This is a genomic window from Bifidobacterium sp. ESL0682 (assembly GCF_029392815.1).
Taxonomy (GTDB): Bacteria; Actinomycetota; Actinomycetes; order Actinomycetales; family Bifidobacteriaceae; genus Bifidobacterium.
Genome location: NZ_CP113942.1, coordinates 634,498 through 652,977 on the forward strand (window position 1 = coordinate 634,498; position 18,480 = coordinate 652,977).

Consider the following 18,480-nt stretch of genomic DNA (forward strand, 5'->3'; position numbering starts at 1 on the left):
TTTCTTAGTTTCTGATTATCGGTTGGTATGCGTTACGGACGAATTGTCGAATGATGGAATCGGTTTGAGGTCTGGCTGCATCAGCGTGAATGCGCGGTTGCGGCTTGAATCAGTTGGCGCCGAGCCTGCGGTAGTCCCAGCGGTCGAAGTGCTCCCAAATCAGCATCAACATGCCGATGATGACGCCGGCTGAGCACAGAATAACGGCTTGTAGGACATGGAATCCGCATGCCAGCAATATGATGCTGATCAACAGGGCGATAAGCCACCAACTGGTTACGATGAGGAACGTCTTGCGCAAATCGACCTGAACGGGCTTCGGCGCTGGTTTGCAGACGTCGGGATTGATGATCGGGGCAAACTTCATACCTCATATTTTAGTGGTTGGGGTTAACCTTGAGTTGGCTATACGCTGATTATGCTGTCAATCCGGTAGAAGAGCTATGAGAGCATGGTGCAAGCGTAAAAGATAAGGAGCTCCGCCAAGTGTATTCGATTCACCCGGTCATCAAGCGGTATGCCTGGGGCTCCTATACCCATTTGCAGAAGATATTCGCCTCACAATTGGCGGGGAATCCGAGTCGGCAGGGCAGCAATCTGCTGACGGGCAGGCTCCGGGTGATGAAGGTCCTATTGCGGAGATGTGGTTCAGCGGCCACGCTCAATGGCCTTCGACGGTGGACGTGAGTAATGAGGAAAGGCCTGAGTCGCACTCCCGGAACGGCAAATTCGCGGCCAAACATCATTCGGCTTTACCTGAGACAGAGCAGTGTTCAACTGACAGCGTTTCAACGACATTGACCAATCTGATTCGCAGCGATCCGGAGGCTATGCTGGGTACACGTTGCTCAAGCAAATTCGGACCGGTGCTGCCGTATCTGCTCAAGGTGATTTCCGCGAGGATTCCGCTTTCTCTCCAGGTTCATCCCGTCGATTTTCTCGCCCGTGCCGGTTTCAATGCCGAAAACGCTACCGGCAAACCGATGGATGCCCCGGACCGTTCCTTCAAAGATACGGTAGCGAAGAACGAGATGGTGGTCGCTCTTGAGCCGTTCAGGGCTTGTGTGGGTTTCGCTTCGCCTGCGTTTATGCTGGCAAATCTCACACTGGTCGACCACCCTGTGGCCTCTCGCATGGTGGAGGCGTTGACGCCGCGATTGCGCCAGGAGAAGTTCGGTGCTCCGACAACGGTCACAAACGTTGCGGACCAGGATTTCGCCGAGGCCGATGCCATGATGCCTGTGGCTTCCATGGTGTGGCAACCGTCTCATAAGCGTGTCTTCCGTGCCTTTCATGCTGCAGTGACGGCGGGTCCGGTCTCCGGCTTGCAACAGGCGTTGAAGAAGGCCGCCTCTCAGGTTTCCGATGACCGCTCTCGGCTCGCTTTCAGCCTTGCCCTTTCGGCGGCTGAGGCATTTGAAGGTGATCCGAGCGTCTTGGCGCTGCTGATGATGAATCCGGTGGAACTTGAGGAGGGTGAGTCTGTTTTCATCCCTGCAGGCACGCCGCATGCCTATATCCACGGCACCGGTGTGGAGGTCATGACCAATTCCGACAACGTCTTGCGTGCCGGGATGACGGTCAAGCACAAAGACATCGCCAACGTTCTGCAAAGCCTCGATTGCAGTTCGGCGCCGCCCATTGACCCAGGTGTCAATTGGATGGGCGATTTGGGCACGATGTTCAGCAATCGTGTCGTCTATCGGCCACGCATCGACGAATTTATGCTCAGTTACGGTCGTGTCGGCACAGGGCATCATCCGTGGCCGATGGTTGAGCGGCTGACCCGTCGCTATGGTCGGTTGGTGACGTTGGGTGCGCGGTACACCAGGCATTTCGGGCCGCGAATTGTTGTGTGCTTGCAGGGGGCCGTGCAGGTGATTGGCGCGAGACAAAGCAGAGTCTTGCATGGGGGAGAAGCGGTTTTTGTCCCTGCCAGCGACGGGCGCATTCAGATTGGTTCCGATGGTGACGAGACGGGTTCGTTCATTGTAGTCTCCACGCAGATATGAACGATGGTGCCGAGCTTCGAAACCGATGCCGAACTGTATGTCGTTATTGGATAATTCTGTTTATGCAATAAGAATTTTCTTGTCTGTTTGTGAAGAAAATGTGACACGCCGAACAAACGATATATTCCGCGGTTTTCCGCCGATTAAAAGGTAAAACGATGATGGAAAATCCGAGATTGAAGTATTCTGGTAGCAGAATTTAAGAAGTGATGGTGTGCCTTTCCGGTCTTTATTGCTACGGTGTTGTTCCGGTAAAGTCAGCAGGTATCTGTCATACGCAATGTTTCGCAAGGAGTTGGTCTATGAGTCACGGTGCGCATAAGGCGCAGGGGCGTACGTCGCGTCGATCCAATATCGTCGCTTCGCTCTTCGCTCCTACCAAAGCGACCCACTCGACGAAGGCCGTGCGACAGGCCCAGGCTGTTGTCACCAATGGCGCCATGGTTGATTTGGCTCCCGAGGTCGTCGATAAGATCAATGAGATCATCCCACCCACTCGTCGTTCCATCCGCCTGTCTCGCGAAAATGAGAACCGGCATCATGCAGCCGTCGTTTCGGTCTCTCTGGCCGCTCTTGTGGGTGCTACCGCAACGGCTATGATGGCCGGCAATCCCGGTCGTGCCACGTTCGCGTCCGGCGAAGAAACCACCACTACTTCAACTTTGAGTCCTGTAGGTGCGGCCTCGCGTTCCGAGGACCGTACCCCTCTGCGTCAGGCAGGTGCGTCGGGTGAGGGCTCATGGAGTTTGGGCGCAACCAATACGTCACTGGATGTCTCGTCGATGTCCAAGTCGATTGCCAGCAACCCTCAGGTCGCAGCGTTGATGGATCAGGATTATTCGACGTTGCCGGCAGGTTTCAATCCCAACCATGCTACCGGTGATTCCGGTAATGCCTATGAATTCAGCCAGTGCACGTGGTGGGTTTATGTTCGTCGCCATCAGCTCGGTCTTCCTGTTGGCTCGCAAATGGGCAATGGTGCACAGTGGGCTTCCTCAGCCCGTTCCTTGGGCTATTGGGTCGATAACACCGCGCGTCATGCCGGCGATATCATGGTCTTTGCTGCTGGCCAGGACGGTTCCAATTCGACCTGTGGCCATGTCGCCATCATCGAGCAGGTCAATCCTGATGGTTCGGTGACCACCTCTGAATGTGGAGCCGCTTTGCAGGCAAGACGATATCGAGGACCTTCACGGCTGCTCAGGTTGCAGCGCATCAGGTCATTCACTACTGATAATTTTCCTCATTATTTCAGCTGTCCGGCTAAATCCGTGTTTTCTCTAAACAGATGGTTGACCAATCGTTAAGCAGCTTTATCGCAGGATTTTGCTTTTGGATTTGTGTGTTTCAAGATATTTTGGACACGAAGAAGATGTTGGCATTGCTTGGTTTCTGTCGTTGAACGGCAACGGATGTTGTTGCCGCTATCTGATAGCCTGAAAATATGATGAAACCTTCGAAGATTTGTGCATCTGTAGCGGCGGTCGTTCTGACGGCGTCGGTTCTGTTTGCATTTTCTCCCACCGCTTCCGCTACCAATGAAAACAATGACCCTGTTACTTCTTCACGTTCGTTCCGCAAGGTCAATATCGTTCGTAGGGATTTGCTGAAGGAATCCACCTCCACCGAAGTCGACACGCAGTCGAATTGGGGAGGCATTGAATCGTTGAATGTCCCGCAAACTCAATCGCAGGCTGAGAAGGACGCTGCTGCAGCCAAGCAGCATGCCGATGAAGCTGCAGCAGCGGCAGCATCGAGAGCGGCAACACGTTACCCTGCGGCCGCGGCGAGTGGCCAGTCCGCTGCTGCCAATAATGATGCCCAGCCGGTGACGGTAACACCTCCTAATGGTGCTTCGGCTTCGGCTTTGGTGAATTTCGCCATGCAGTTCGATGGCAAGGTTCCCTATCTGCTGGGTGGCAACACTACTGCTGGTTGGGATTGTTCTGGTTTTGTGCAGTATGTCTACGCGCAAATGGGCATTACTTTGGTGCACTCTTCCGGAGCTCAGGCTACGGCCGGTCGCGCCGTTCCCGATTTGTCACAGGCTGTGCCCGGCGACATTTTGGCCAATGCTGATCATGCGGCTATCTATATCGGCAACGGTATGGTAATCAATGCCCTCAGGCCGGGTAAACTTACTGGCTGCTCTCGCGTGGTGGATGCGTTCACCAGCAGCTACTCCATTCGACGACTTCTCTAGGAGTAAAACGAAGATTCCAATAGGTTTTCTATTCGGCTATTTATGAGTCTTTTGGCTAATTTTGTATCAAAAACGCGTCTCTTTTCAGGCGCGTTTTTTGATATCCGGAGAAGAAAGATGCCGTTTTGAGCCAAGGCTGGTATCCTTGAGATAGAGCCGTTATCGACGGCGTCATGTATGTCAAGGAGGTAGTCATGGTAAACGACAAGGCTGTTTTGGTAGGTGTTGATGGGTCGCAAGCCAGCTACAAGGCCACGTGGTGGGCAGCAAATTATGCCAAGCATGCAGGGTTGATGCTGCAGATTGTCTGCGCCTATTCATTGCCGAGCTATGCAGCGGTCTCATTTGATTCCACTTACACTTCCATGGGCGATGACAATGCCGCCCATATCGATGCTCAGGAAATTCTTTCCAAGGCCAAGGCCATCGCCGACGAGCAGGGTGTTGAAGCGCAGACGCTGATTGTCACCGGCGATCCCTCGTCGGTGTTCGTCGAGCTTTCGCGCAACTACAACCTGATTGTTATTGGCAACCGTGGCAAAGGCGGTCTGGCCGAACGCCTGCTGGGAACCACTAGCTCGTCACTGCCTGCTTACGCATATTGCCCGATTATCGTCGTGCCTTACACCGATGACGAAGGCAAGACCATGCATTTGAACAACACCATCAAGCGTGTTGCCGTGGGCATCGATGCCAGCCAGTGGGGTCTGAAGGCCTTGCAGATTGCCTCCGATCTTTCCGACGACCGTGGAGCCGAGCTCGATGTCATCGACGCGGTGCCGGGTCTGCAGGGAGTCAGCGATGAGGATGGCGTTTACGATTCCTATATGGAGGATCTTGAGTCCATGCTCGCTCCGGTTCGTCAGGCGCATCCTGATCTGAAGATCACCAAGACCATCGTTCCCGAATCTGCCGTTAGTGCACTGACCAAGGCCAGCTACGATCACGACATCGTGGTGGTGGGTTCCCGCGGCAAGGGTGGCTTCACTGGTCTTCTGGTTGGCTCCACCAGCCAGGGTCTCATCCAGCATGCAGCCGGCCCGGTCTATGTGGTGCCGCGCAAGTACGTCGAAGCCGAGAAGTCCCGCTCCGATGGTGCTATCGAAGGCATCGAAGGCGTTAAGCAGGTATCGGTTGAGACCGCCGACAGCTCGGCCGCAGAGGCGATTGAATCCTCGATTGACCCCGAGCACAAGGCCTGATAGTCGGCTAGCGCATAAAACATAGAAAAGGGCGGTGCCGATCTCTCCAACGAGATGATCGGCACCGCCCTTTTTGCATATCTGGATTGCATCTACAAACGTGGTTGCGGCAATACGGTTAAGAAGTCTATTCCCGCAACATACGCAGATACAGCAACGTTTCTAAACGCGATAAGACTACTTGGTGAGCACCTTGATGTCCATCGTCACGGGCGTGGCGACCTCATAGGTGTGCATCACCGTGCAGGACTTCTCGATATGCTTTTGACGCGGTCCTTGAGCTTCTCGACGTCTTCGCCATGAATACCGGCGCTTTGGGCATCAACAACCACCTGCTCGCGGAACGCGGTGTAGCCGTCAGCCTCGCGGTCGTAATCGCCGTCGACGGTGATCTTCGCACCCTTGCCTTCGCCCAGCGAGTTCTCGATGGTCATCTGGCTGGAAAGGGCGCCGCAAGCTGCCAACGCCACCTTCATGAGGTCGCCGGGGTTGAACTGGCCTTTGCCGTGACCGAACTTGATGTGCGCGCCCTCGTCGCTGAACGCGTCCCAGGAACCGTCCTTGTTGCGTTCCACCCACAGTTTCTTTGCCATTGTTACCTCCTCGCGGTTGTGCCTTGTGATAAGGCGTGTCCCTACCAATCTAGCCCCAAGCCCCGTCGTGGCGTTTGTTACCGGCCGTGGGCTGGGTGAACGAAAGGATACATCAGGATTCGCGGCTTTTCTATCGGTGAAACCAGAACGAGAGCAGGGGAGTGTGGACGAGTCTGTTCGCGGGTTTGGGAGGCATCACGATGAGGATAAATTCACAGAATGATTCGTTGACGGAGTGCGCTGAGGCCTACCCGGGTTGCTAGAATGAATAGCTATGTTGACTCAAGAACAGCTTGAAGAAATTCGTCATAAGATTCCCGCACGTCCACAAACCGACATTCCCATGCCTTACGAGGACCTGGTGCGCGACATCCTCACGCAGGGGACGCTCAAGACCGATCGTACCGGGACGGGAACGATTTCGCTGTTCGGCCGACAGATGCGTTTCGACCTTTCCAAGAGCTTCCCGTTGCTGACCACCAAGACGGTCTATTTCAAGGGTATCGCCTATGAGCTGTTGTGGTTCCTTAAGGGTTCGAGCAACGTGCGTTGGCTGCAGGAGCACAACGTGCACATCTGGGACGAGTGGGCCGATGAGAACGGCGATTTGGGACCGGTTTACGGTGTACAGTGGCGCAGCTGGCCTGCACCGACCAAGGACGACCCGAACCGTACCATCGACCAGATCGCCAATGTCTTGGACCTGATCAAGACCCATCCTGATTCCCGTCGCATGATTGTCACCGCATGGAACCCGGCCGAGGTCGAGCAGATGGCCCTGCCGCCCTGCCACGCACTCTTCCAGTTCTATGTGGCCGACGGCAAGCTTTCCTGCCAGCTCTACCAGCGTTCTTGCGATATGTTCCTGGGCGTGCCGTTCAACATCGCGTCCTATTCGCTCCTGACCCTGATGATGGCCCAGCAGACCGGTCTCGAACCGGGGAGTTCGTCTGGACCGGTGGCGATTGCCATGTTTACGACAACCACATCGACCAGATACTAACCCAGCTTTCGCGTGACCCGTATCCATATCCGCAGATTGAGATCCATAAGGCTGATTCGATTTTCGATTACCAGTACGAGGATTTCAAGATCGTCAATTACCAGCATCATCCCGCCATCAAGGCGCCGGTGGCGGTCTGAATACATTGCCGGATTCGTTGGCATTGTTGGCTTGAGCGGCTTTGCTGACAGTACCGACATGGTGAGGTTGTAGACGGTTTCAATCGGCGCGAAATCGCGTCTGAGGCGTTGGTTAGACTAACAATACTGCCTAATTCAAGGAGTACATGAAATGGAGCATGACAGTAGCCGTACCGGCTATCACGAACCCGAGCCCGGACTTGCCGGGCAAACAGCTACTGAGGACTGGGGAGACGATGTCGTCAAGACGTTCTCGGTCAATCTCATCTGGGCGTGCGCGGAGGACATGCAGGGCCGCCCGGGGGCAATGGGGTTCGAAGGCGGGATACCGTGGCATCTTGCCGAAGATATGAAGCATTTCAAGGAGCTGACGGTTTCCCATCCAGTCATCATGGGTCGCAAGACTTGGGATTCGCTTGATCCAAGATACCGGCCTCTGCCCAATCGCGACAATATCGTTGTTTCGCATGATGCGAACTGGCGTGCTGCCGGGGCTACTACGGCCAACGACATCGAGGCGGCGCTCGATTTCGCGCGTCAGGAAGCCATTCCTGACGACGGTCTTGATCGCAGCGAGATTTGGGTGATTGGGGGAGCACAGCTCTTCCGTTCCATCGGGCCCTTTGCCAACAAGGCATATGTCACCTATATTCGTGGTCGTTTCGATGCGGACACGTATGCGCCTGATATGGATGAGCTGGTGCGTGCCGGGGCCTGGAGTGTGCAAGATGATGGGCCGTGGGCAACTCCTGCCAAGCCTGAAGGCGCTGTCGAAGCTTATCGTTTCGTCACTTACCAAAAGAATTCCTGATTATTCGTTGCAAATATTGGCGCAGATATGGTTGCAGTTGTGACTGTATCTGCGTTTTTGTATTTGGACAGCGGTTGCTATCGCCCGATAAGCTAGAGTCAAGTGTCAATGACGACTACGAGGCACCAATCGTGTTGCGAACAATACAGTATGCGATGTTCGATTTGATTGATCGGATTGAATCTATGACAGCCTCGTCGTTATGATGGTTGTATCGTGTCATTCATACGTTGATACAAGAAAGATACTTGAATTATGACCAATCATCCTTATACTGTCATGACCGTCTGCACCGGCAACATTTGCCGTTCCCCGATGGCCGAGATTATCCTGCGTGCCAATTTCAAGGAACGGGGGCTGGGGGACAAGGTTCGTGTGATGTCCAGCGGCGTGAGCGACGAGGAATACAGCCACCCGATTGATCCGCGTGCCGTGCGCGTGCTGCGCCAGCGCGGCTATGAGATTCCCAAGCATCATTTTGCACACCGCATCACTTCCGAGGAAATTGACGAAAGCGACCTGTTTCTGCCGATGACCGCCTCGCATGAAAGGGGACTGCTGCGCCTCCTGCCGGCCGATAAGAAGCCTGAGGTGTATCTCTACCGCAGCTTCGATCCGAACCTGCCCAAGCCCGCGCCGGGCCATGAAAGCGACATCGACCTGGTCGACCCGTGGTACGGCGGCCCGCGCGATTTCGACATCGCCATCGACCAGATTGACGGCGTTGCCCCATACATCGTCGATTGGGTCGCCCAACAGCTCTGAATCTGAGATTTCAACGTGTTCAGGCTCCGGTAAATCCCTACCGGAGCCTGAACACGTTTGTTTCATGTATTGAACCCGCGAGATAAATGTTGGAGATAGTAGCAGAAATACGAAAAAGCCCCGAAACCATTGCAATTCCTTGATTTCGAGACTCGAGTGGTGGCTCCGAGCGGCATCGATCCGCTGACCTAACGATTTTCAGTCGTTCGCTCTACCAACTGAGCTACAGAGCCATGAATAATCAAAAACCCGGCGAACCGGGTTTAAGACCATTCGAGCGACTCCGGCCAGACTTGAACTGGTGACCTCCGCCGTGACAGGGCGGCGCTCTAACCAACTGAGCTACGGAGCCGTGGCTTGCTTTCATCAAGCAGCCGAGTGTTAATATTACTCAGAATCCAGATAAGCGCAACCCCGGAGCTGTTTCAGCGTGTCGCCTATGAATACAATGCCTTATAACAATTCGGTTGGAGGCAATGTACTTGAAGATTCACCAAGATCTGGCGGCATCGAAAGAGGCTGCGGTGACGGTTTGTGGGGAATCGTAGAGGTAATAGGTATAGCCGGTGTCGTCTGCATCATCGTCAGGGTCATCATCATCGTCGAAGGGATCGGAACTACAGTCCGAACCATCACAATAGCTACCGTTGAAATGATGGAGGCCGTAGCTCAAGGATGTAATAAGGGCGATGACGAGGATGACGCTCAGTATCGACGAAATGGCGCTGATGACGATGCCGGCGATGGCCATACCCTTACTTTTCTCACCACTGTGATTGATCTGAACAAGAGCGACGATGGAAAGTACGAGACCTATAATGGGAACCAGGAAGGAAAGCACGAAACCGATGATGCACAGCGTGTTCCATTTTTGATACGGTTCTGGAGGATAGTATCCCTGAGGGCCTGTCGGCGGAATGGGATTGTACGTCCCATAATTGGGAATTTGGCCGTTTTGCCCTTGATAACTTTCGCCACCGTTGCTGCCGTTGTATGGGTATGGTGCTTGATATCCGGCGTTTTGCTGGTAAGCCCCTTGGTACTGAGAACTTTGGCTGTATGGCGGATTCTGACTCTGCTGGGGATTCGCATATTGCGGGTTTTCGCCATCGGGGCCCTGTGAAGTGTTGCCATCGAAATCGTTATTCTTCATGTGCTCCAGTCTACGCGCGAAGGGGAAGTTTTCGGGTTCGCCTTCCACTAGACTTGGCTTTCATGCAAGAAAATGACCCTAGAATCCACCATGTCCTCTCCTTTGTGCGGCGGGCCGGACGGCTTGACGACCGTTTGAAGCGTGCATGGCAGCGCTATGCGCCTGATTTTCTGCTGGATATCAATGCTGGTCCCGGGTCGCTTGATGTGAAGCCGGGATTCGTGTTCGATCGCGCCTTCGTCGACAGGACTTGGGGCAACGAAAATCCATTGGTCATAGAGATTGGTACGGGACAAGGGGAGAACGTCGTCGCGGCCGCTCAAAGCCGACCTGAGACGAATTTTCTTGCGGTGGAGGTCTACGACCCTGGCGTGGCCCATACGATGCTGCGTGCGGGCAAACTCGGCCTTTCCAATCTGCGTGTAGCGCAGATCAATGCGCCGGAACTGTTTGAGGCTGCACAGGCCGGGGTGGCCGACGAGGTCTGGACGTTCTTTCCCGATCCGTGGCCGAAAATGAAGCATCATAAGCGCCGTATCGTCCAACCGGCGCTCGCAGCCAACGTGCATCGGGCGTTGGGCGAGAGGGGCGTATGGCGGCTTGCCACCGACATCGAGGACTATGCGTTGCATGTCCATGAGGTGATGGATGGACGCGACGACTTTGCCAATATCGGGTCATTGACGGTTTCCTTGCCGACGGAACATGTGGGCAAGGGCACGGCCGACAAAGCTGAGTCGATGCCTCATGCCGACTTCAAGGAGTCGGAACGTTACGAAGGCAGGATATTGACCAATTTCGAGAAGAAAGGGCTGGATGCGGGCCGGGTCATTCATGATTTCACCTATCAGGCCAGATGATTGCTGCCGGATAATTGCTTGCCAACACGCCGATACTTGCTCACGTCGAGTTTATATTTTAGACTAATCAAGTTGTTGGCCCCCTCGTCTAACGGTTAGGACACCAGACTTTCAATCTGACAACAAGAGTTCGACTCTCTTGGGGGGTACGGAAAAGGCCGGATAGCGAATCGCTATCCGGCCGATTTGTTTCTGATGACGATTGGATGGTCGTAAACGCTAGTTTTGCTCGCACAATATCGCAAATAGCCATGTGAATATTGATGAACCATATTCGAGAGTGGACGCTCGCACGAAAATTAAGTAAGCGCGTACTGTTAAATGTCGGGTGAAGCGTTGTATGGACGCCTATGCTTTACAAAGAGGTGAGATAGTGTTCCGAAGAAACGGCAGAAGGCCATTGCTGTCACACCTACAATTGTAATATTCGTCATGCGGTAGAAGATTGAAATCTTGGCGGATTCAGACATCTCGAAATGATTTCTGATTCTGCTGAAATTGGTAACCAAACAATAGAGGGAAAAGAGTTCGAGGTGGGTCAACCTGAAGCTAAAAGGAAAGTCGTTTTGCCGATCGATCAATACGATGCCTTGTTATTCGACCTCGACGGGGTTCTTGTCCCTACTGTCGAGTTGCACAAAGAGGCATGGCGAAGGCTGTTCGATTCGGTGCTGCCGAGCGCCGTGGCCTCCTACACTGACGCGGATTATTACCGGTATGTAGACGGCAAACCGCAATACGACGGTATACAGTCCCTTTTCGAGAGTCGTGGCATCACTTTGCCGGCGGGCGACCCATCAGACAGCGCCGAGAACAATACGATTTGCGGCCTGGGCAATCGTAAGAATGACATTTTCGACGAGCTGCTGCGCGTCCAAGGCGTCGAGCCGTATGCGGATGTGGCCGATGTCTTGCGGCATTTCGTGGCTTCTGGCAAGCGTCTCGCCGTCGTCTCGAGTTCTCGCAACGCTCGGCAGGTGTTGCTGAAGGCGGGATTACTCAAGTTCTTCGATGAGGTCGTCGACGGCGGCGTCAGTGCTCAAGAGGGGCTCGAAGGCAAGCCGGCTCCGGATGCTTATCAATATGCAGCCGATAAACTAGGTGTGCCTTACTCGCACACCGTGGTCCTGGAGGATGCGCTTTCCGGCGTGGCCGCCGGGGCAGCTGGCGATTTCGGTTTGGTGGTCGGCATCGACCATGGGGCCGGTCGTACCTGGCTTCTTGATGCGGGCGCCGACATCGTCGTCAACCAGCTCGGGCAATTGCTTGGTGGTATCGCCCATCGCACCGAACTCGCGGACGATTCACTCGACCACGACCGTTACCCTATCGATACTTGGAAATTCACCGAATACGGCAAACCGAGCCCTGAAGGTGCCACGCTGTTTTCTCTGTCGAACGGGACCATTGGTGTACGTGGGGAATCCGGAGAGCCGCGTTGGTTGGGTTCCGGCACGTTCCTGAGCGGTTTCCACGAGACGTTCACCATCCGTCACGCCGAGGAGGCTTACGGTTTCGCCCGCGTCGGCCAGGTGGTGCAAGGTGTTCCTGACTCCCAGGATTTTCGGTTCTTTGTTGACGACCAGCAGCTGAGCACTCCCGGCAACTTCATGCAGAGCGTCGATTTCAGAACGGGTATCGCCACACGTTCGTATCGTTTCGATGTCGATGAGCATTCGAGTCTCGATGTCGAGATCAATACCATGGTCTGTCTTTCTCGGGCTGACCTCATGGTGACTTCGCTAACGTTCAAGGCGCATGGGCGTGATCTCAAGGTCCACGTCGAAGCCCGTGTGAACACCGACAAACCTGTGGTCTCCCGCGACACCGATCCGCGTAAAGCCGATATGATCGCCGACGGCGGTCTGCGCAAGCTCAAGGTGGACAGCATCGCGAGGAACGATGACAACGAGGATTTCGGTGCTTACCACTGCGCGAATTCCGGGCTGACGATGGCCTTGGGAGTCTGCCAGCAATCCGGCGAACAATCGCTGCCGCAGATTTTCGATGTCGATGTGCAAAAAGAATCCGAGACCCGCGTTCTTCGTTACACTGCGTACAACAGCTATCCGATTCGTCCCGTAGGCATCGATCAGGGGCTCGAAGTGGCTGCCGACGGCAACCACGATGACATGGCACTGGTCCGACGATGTGAACATACCCTTTCCTGGGCCAAGGAGCAGGGCTTTGATGCCCTCGTCGACCAGCAGCGTCAGTGGCTTGATGATTTCTGGAACAAGTCCGATGTCATTATCGAAGATTCGGGGGATGGCCGCCTGCAGCAAGTGATGCATTGGGAACTGTTCCAGCTCGCTCAGGCCACCGCCACTATCCCCAACGGCATCTCTGCCAAGGGATTGAGCGGTACAGGCTATTCGGGCCATTATTTCTGGGATACGGAGACCTATATCGTTCCGTTCCTGACCTACACCGCGCCACAGCTTGCTCGTCAGGCGCTTTCGTTCCGGTATCGTCAGCTTCCGGCCGCCCGCAAGCGTGCAGCGATGATGAACATGGACGGTGCCCTCTTCCCATGGCGTTCCATCAACGGAGAGGAGGCATCGGCCTTCTTCGAGGCCGGAACCGCCCAGTATCACATCGATGCGGATATCGCCTATGCGGTCTGCCAGTATGTCGGCGTGACCGGCGACCGTGACTTCCTCGTGAAGGAAGGCATCGATATCCTGGTGGAAACCGCAAGGATGTGGGAAAGCCTGGGCTACATCGGCGGAGACGGGGCCTTCCATATCAACACCGTCACCGGACCGGACGAATATTCGGCCTTGGTGGACGACAATTACTACACCAACGTCATGGCGCAGTTCAATCTGCGCAAGGCAGCCGAGGCCATCGACTCGCTGACTCCCCAAGAGCGAGAAACGGTGATGCAGCGGCTCACGCTCGGCTCTCAAGAGCTCGTGAACTGGCGAACCGATGCCAAGCGCATGAAGCTTCCCTTCGACGACAGCCTCGGCATCCATCTGCAGGACGACGAGATCATGCGCCGTGAGCCTTGGGATTTCAAGCACGACACGGAGCGGCCGCTGTTGCTGCACTACCATCCGATGGTCATCTATCGTCGGCGTGTGCTCAAGCAGACCGATACGGTTCTGGCTCTCTACCTGCTTTCCTCGCAGTTCGACGAGCAGGTCAAGCGGCGTGATTTCGACTTCTACGACCCGTTGACCACTGGCGATTCCTCGCTTTCCGCGGCTTCCCAGTCGATTGTCGCTGCCGAAGTCGGGCACAGCAAGCTGGCGATGGATTATTTCCGTCAGTCGCTCTACGCCGACGTGGCCAATCTGCACAGCAACACCGCCGACGGCATTCATCTGGCATCGGCAGGCGGAGTATGGATGACAGCCGTGGCAGGATTTGGCGGGCTGCGTGATTCCGGTGGCGAACTGTTGTCCATCGATCCGCATCTGCCCGAGTCGTTGGCAAAGCCTCACTTACCATCTCACCATCCATGGCGCCAGAATCGAAGTCAAGGTTTGTCATGATGGTGTGGATCTGCGTCGTCTTTCCGGAGAGCCAGTGGAGTTGATGGTTCAGGGGAGAAGCGCAAGGTCTGATACCTTTGTGCGCGCCTCTGTGTTCGATGCGTGGGCATGTTGCCGTTTAGTGCAGCATACCCACGCATTTTTCGTTGAAAGAGGAGGGGCGAGGATAACGATAGGCCTTGTGCCGGCTGCATTTGTGACATATGCCATAAAAGCGGTCAGTTTACGTCATTAGCGGCCATTTTACGACGATAAAAAACGGTTTTTGTTCGGTTTGCCATATAGTGTTGGAGCATGTAGGCAATGGCGGCGTTCATATCATTATGCTGCCATTTTTTCGTTTGAAAACATAGGAAATAAGGTGAACGATATGCAGAAGATCGTTGTGTTAGGTGCGGGTTACGCCGGCATGAGAATGGTCAAAAAATTGGCCAAGGCCAAAATCGATGCGCAAATTGTCTTGGTCAACAAGAATACCTACCATTACCAGTCAACGGAACTTCATGAGGTTGCCGCAGGCACCAAGGAACCGGCTGATATCACCTTTGACGTAAAGCAAGTCTTCGCCAAGAAGCGCAATGTGCAGGTCGTCATCGACGAGGTCACCAAGATCGATCAAGATACGAAGACAGTCGAACTGAAGGATTCCGGTTCCCTTTCCTATGATTATCTTGTCAACGCGCTTGGCTTCGAGTCCGAGACCTTCGGCATCAAGGGTGCCGAGGAAAACGGCTTGCCGTTGATCGATATCGACACCGCGCTCGCCGCACGCAAGCATCTTGAAGATACGTTGAAGCGCTACAAGACCAGCCATGATGAGAACGATCTGAAGATTGTGGTCTGTGGCGCCGGTTTCACCTCCATCGAGTACTTGGGTGAACTGGTGTACCGTCTGCCCGATCTCGCCAAGGAATACGGCTTCCCGATCGACAAAGTCAAGATTGACTGCATCGAGGCCGGCCCGAAGATTCTCGGCATGTTCGAGCCGAAGTTGGCCGACTGGGGCGTGAAGTTCTTGGAAAGCAAGGGCGTCACCTTCCATGTCTCCACTCCCATCACCGAAGTGAAGCCGAACGCTGTGGTCAGCAACGACACCGAGTTCCCGGCGAACACGATCATCTGGACGACCGGTGTGCACGGCAGCCATGTCATTGCGGATTCCGGTTACGACGAGAAGCGCAATCGCGTCGTCGTCGAGGATGATTTGCGTGTCAAGGGCCAGCCGGATCAGTTCCTTATTGGCGACGTCTCCGCCGTTCCGAACCCGGACAATGGCCGTCTCTATCCGACCACGGCGCAGATTTCCATCGCCCAAGCCGATTGCGCGGCGGAGAACCTCGTGTCCCTCATCAATGGAGGAACTACCAAGAAGTTCGTCTTCAAGTCGCTGGGGACGGTGTGCTCTCTCGGCCCGAAGACCGGCATCGCATCCATTGACATGATGGGCCATTGGAATCTTAAGGGCTGGCTCGCCGCAGTCTCCAAAAAGATGATCGCTGACCGCTCTACGCTTGAGTTGGCCGATATCCGTACTATGCTGGAAACCGATTGATATCAAACCTTTTAAGTAAGGGAATATTGGGAAGAGAGGATTGACATGACTGTTTTAGGGTTGTCGCGATTCCAGTTCGCGATGACGACGGTCTTCCATTTCTTCTTCGTACCGCTGTCTATTGGCCTGGCGTTCACCGTTGCCATTATGGAAACGTTATACGTCGCGAAGAGGAAATACGTATATAAGCGCATGGCGCAGTTCTGGGGGAAAATCTTCCTCTTGAGCTTCGCTGTTGGCGTAGTGACCGGCATCATTCAGGAGTTCCAGTTCGGTATGAACTGGTCGAACTACTCGCGTTTCATGGGCGACATCTTCGGCGCCCCGCTTGCCATCGAGGCTTTGCTTGCGTTCTTCATGGAATCCACGTTCATCGGAGTGTGGATGTTCACCTGGAACCGTTTCAAGCCCGGTGTGCACGTCATCTTCATTTGGCTGACCTGGCTTGGTTCCACGCTGTCGGCTATCTGGATTCTTGCGGCCAACTCCTTCATGCAGAACCCTGTCGGCTACAGCATCGGCAAGGACGGTCATGCCAAGATGCAGAGCTTTGCCGCAATCATCGGCAATCCGCAGCTCTGGCGTGAGTTCCCGCATGTGGCGACCGGTGCCCTGATGCTCGGCGGCTTCGTCGTAGTCGGCATGAGCGCTTTCGGTTTCATGCGCAAGGATGCCGATCGCGTATTCTTCACCCGTTCGATCCGTGTCGGTGCCATTATCGCGCTGATCGGCTCCATCCTGGTCATCTTCACTGGTGACCTGCAGACCCTTGAGATCATCAAGGATCAGCCGATGAAGTTCGCGGCTACCGAAGGTATCTACGAGGATCTCAAGAGCCCGGCTCCATGGATGGTTGTCGGCTTGATGAACGAGGCCGGTCACAAGGTGGCAGCGGGTATCGAGATTCCCGGCATGCTTTCCCTGCTGGCGTTCCACAAGCTTTACGGCGGCACGATCTATGGCATGAACACCCTCAACGACCAGTATTTGGCCAAGTGGGGCAAGGCTCATCCGGACATCGCCAACTACTATGTGCCTACCAATGTGCTGTTCTGGAGCTTCCGCTTCATGGCCGCCGTCGGTTTCGCCGTGTTGGTGCTTTCGATCCTGGTTTTGTGGTTCACTCGCAAGTCCAAGAACACTCTGGCGGACAGCCGCTGGAAGCTCTGGATTCTGGGTATCTGCACCTATCTGCCGTTCGTCGGCACCACCGGTGGCTGGCTCATCACCGAGCTCGGCCGCTATCCGTGGATCGTCTACGGTCTGCAGACCATCGCCGATGCCGTCTCGCCGACGGCTACCGTGCCGAGCCTGCTGTTCACCAATATCGTGTACTTCTTGCTCTTCTGCCTCATGGGTGGCGTGATGATCTTCTACTCTCGCCGTGTGCTCCATCAGGGCCCGGAACAGGATCCCGAGACCGCCAAGGTGGAGGATGCTCCGAAGGCTGCTCCCGCAGCCGCCAAGGCAGCTGATAGAAAGGTGGCGTTGGCATGACCGCGTTTCTCGCTAAACCATTGATTGATGGCAACAATTTCCTGCAATTGCTCTGGTTCTTTGTGATTGCACTGGTATTCGCCATCTTCCTCTTCCTCGACGGCATCGATTTCGGTGTTGGCATGGCCACCCGCGTGATGGCCCACGACGGCGACGAGCGTGCGCTGTACATGCGTGCAATCGGCCCTCACTGGGACGGCAACGAGGTTTGGCTCATCACCGGCGGCGGCGCGATGTTCGCATCCTTCCCGCTGTGGTACGCCAGCCTGTTCTCCGGCTACTATCTGCTGCTCTTCATCGTCCTGGTCGGCCTCATCCTGCGCGGCGTCTCCTTTGAGTTCGCCTCGCACGCCATCACCGACCGTGAACGCAGCGTGTGGCAGTGGGCCAACTTTGCCGGCAGCGTCATCGCGCCGTTCGGCCTGGGCATGATGCTCACCAGCGTCATCCAGGGTGTGCCGATGGATGCGCAGGGCAACGTCCGCGCCGGATTCTTCGACGTGGTCAACTGGCTTTCGATTGTCGGCGGTGTGGCAGTGGTGTTCTTCTGCTTCCTGCACGGCCTGCACTTCCTGAGCCTGAAGCTCGACAAGACGATGTCCGAGCGGATGCTCAACACCACCAAGAAGGTCTACTGGATCGCCTACCCGGCGCTGGTTGTCTTCGTCATCCTGGCGTTCTTCTTCACTGATTTCTATCAGCGTCGCACCTGGTCCACGCTGTTGATCACTGTGGTCATCCTGGGCGCCACCATCTGCGGCCACATCGCTGCTTACAAGAAGCGCGGCGGCTTTGCCTTTGTGTCTTCTGGCATCACCCTTGCCGGCATCATCGCCTTCATCTTCAACGGTTTGTTCCCGAATGTGATGATCGCGACCGATCCGGCCAAGAGCATGAGCGTGGCGGCTGCCTCGTCTTCGCAGTACACGTTGGAAATCATGACCATCGTGCTCTGCTGCCTGTTGCCGATCGTTCTGATCTACTTCGCCTGGTCCTATTACATCCAGCGCAAGCGCCTGATCACGGATTCATCGCCGGCTTCCATCAAGGCGGCGTTGTCCGAGTAACGGATTGACGTTCGTTTTCCGCTAGGAAGCTGAAATCAATGCCCGATGTTTTTGTCCCGCAACAATGGATATGAGATACTGTTCATTGTCACGGGAAACATCGGGCTTTCTTGTCTTTA

At 55.0% G+C, this 18,480-nt stretch carries 12 protein-coding genes, 3 tRNA genes and 3 pseudogenes; 13 read left to right on the forward strand and 5 right to left on the reverse strand.

Annotated features, from left to right (window positions below; all coding sequences use genetic code 11):
- Positions 1-109: 109 nt before the first annotated feature.
- Positions 110-367 (reverse strand): hypothetical protein, encoded by a 258-nt coding sequence (locus OZX57_RS02685; protein ID WP_277162606.1) that lies wholly within the window; start codon positions 365-367, stop codon positions 110-112.
- Between the two features lie 463 nt (positions 368-830).
- On the opposite strand from OZX57_RS02685, the gene OZX57_RS02690 reads away from it, so the two are divergent.
- The 4 genes and pseudogenes from OZX57_RS02690 to OZX57_RS02705 all read left to right on the forward strand — a co-directional run bounded on the left by OZX57_RS02690 (position 831) and on the right by OZX57_RS02705 (position 5,417).
- Entirely contained in the window at positions 831-2,012 is a 1,182-nt protein-coding gene (locus tag OZX57_RS02690; RefSeq protein ID WP_348637175.1) for a type I phosphomannose isomerase catalytic subunit, read from the forward strand.
- Positions 2,013-2,314: 302 nt separating this feature from the next.
- A pseudogene (locus tag OZX57_RS02695) lies at positions 2,315-3,246 on the forward strand (CHAP domain-containing protein).
- A gap of 210 nt (positions 3,247-3,456) precedes the next feature.
- Positions 3,457-4,215 carry a C40 family peptidase gene (locus tag OZX57_RS02700; protein WP_277162608.1) on the forward strand — a complete coding sequence of 253 codons (759 nt, stop codon included), beginning with the start codon at positions 3,457-3,459 and terminating at the stop codon, positions 4,213-4,215.
- Between the two features lie 194 nt (positions 4,216-4,409).
- Positions 4,410-5,417, forward strand: coding sequence for a universal stress protein (locus tag OZX57_RS02705; protein WP_277162609.1), 1,008 nt, complete (start codon positions 4,410-4,412; stop codon positions 5,415-5,417).
- Positions 5,418-5,594: 177 nt separating this feature from the next.
- On the opposite strand, the pseudogene OZX57_RS02710 reads toward OZX57_RS02705, so the two are convergent.
- Positions 5,595-6,010, reverse strand: a pseudogene (locus OZX57_RS02710) (OsmC family protein).
- A gap of 343 nt (positions 6,011-6,353) precedes the next feature.
- On the opposite strand from OZX57_RS02710, the pseudogene OZX57_RS02715 reads away from it, so the two are divergent.
- The 3 genes and pseudogenes from OZX57_RS02715 (at position 6,354) to OZX57_RS02725 (ending at position 8,729) form a co-directional block, all read left to right on the forward strand.
- Positions 6,354-7,153 (forward strand): annotated as a pseudogene (locus OZX57_RS02715) (thymidylate synthase).
- Positions 7,154-7,304: 151 nt separating this feature from the next.
- Positions 7,305-7,964, forward strand: coding sequence for a dihydrofolate reductase (locus tag OZX57_RS02720; protein ID WP_277162610.1), 660 nt, complete (start codon positions 7,305-7,307; stop codon positions 7,962-7,964).
- 255 nt (positions 7,965-8,219) lie between these two features.
- Positions 8,220-8,729, forward strand: coding sequence for a low molecular weight protein-tyrosine-phosphatase (locus OZX57_RS02725; protein WP_277162611.1), 510 nt, complete (start codon positions 8,220-8,222; stop codon positions 8,727-8,729).
- A gap of 157 nt (positions 8,730-8,886) precedes the next feature.
- Here the strand turns inward: OZX57_RS02725 and OZX57_RS02730 are convergent.
- The 3 genes from OZX57_RS02730 to OZX57_RS02740 all read right to left on the reverse strand — a co-directional run bounded on the left by OZX57_RS02730 (position 8,887) and on the right by OZX57_RS02740 (position 9,882).
- Positions 8,887-8,962: transfer RNA gene (locus OZX57_RS02730), tRNA-Phe, on the reverse strand.
- 45 nt (positions 8,963-9,007) lie between these two features.
- Positions 9,008-9,081: transfer RNA gene (locus tag OZX57_RS02735), tRNA-Asp, on the reverse strand.
- Positions 9,082-9,219: 138 nt separating this feature from the next.
- Positions 9,220-9,882: a DUF4190 domain-containing protein gene (locus OZX57_RS02740; RefSeq protein WP_277162612.1), complete on the reverse strand. Its 663-nt coding sequence runs from the start codon at positions 9,880-9,882 to the stop codon at positions 9,220-9,222.
- Positions 9,883-9,944: 62 nt separating this feature from the next.
- On the opposite strand from OZX57_RS02740, the gene trmB reads away from it, so the two are divergent.
- From trmB to cydB, 6 genes are all read left to right on the forward strand, one after another.
- A complete protein-coding gene (gene trmB, locus OZX57_RS02745; protein ID WP_277162613.1) occupies positions 9,945-10,742 on the forward strand; it encodes a tRNA (guanosine(46)-N7)-methyltransferase TrmB in 798 nt (265 codons plus the stop codon).
- 77 nt (positions 10,743-10,819) lie between these two features.
- Positions 10,820-10,891 (forward strand) — tRNA-Glu (locus OZX57_RS02750).
- 417 nt (positions 10,892-11,308) lie between these two features.
- Entirely contained in the window at positions 11,309-14,245 is a 2,937-nt protein-coding gene (locus OZX57_RS02755; protein WP_277162614.1) for an HAD-IA family hydrolase, read from the forward strand.
- Between the two features lie 370 nt (positions 14,246-14,615).
- On the forward strand, positions 14,616-15,797 hold the full coding sequence (locus OZX57_RS02760) for an NAD(P)/FAD-dependent oxidoreductase (RefSeq protein WP_277162615.1): 1,182 nt from the start codon (positions 14,616-14,618) through the stop codon (positions 15,795-15,797).
- Between the two features lie 45 nt (positions 15,798-15,842).
- Positions 15,843-17,294, forward strand: a complete 1,452-nt coding sequence (locus OZX57_RS02765; RefSeq protein WP_277162616.1) for a cytochrome ubiquinol oxidase subunit I — start codon at positions 15,843-15,845, stop codon at positions 17,292-17,294.
- Positions 17,291-18,361: a cytochrome d ubiquinol oxidase subunit II gene (gene cydB / locus OZX57_RS02770; protein ID WP_277162617.1), complete on the forward strand. Its 1,071-nt coding sequence runs from the start codon at positions 17,291-17,293 to the stop codon at positions 18,359-18,361. The genes OZX57_RS02765 and cydB overlap by 4 nt, the downstream gene beginning before the upstream one ends.
- Positions 18,362-18,480 lie beyond the last annotated feature (119 nt).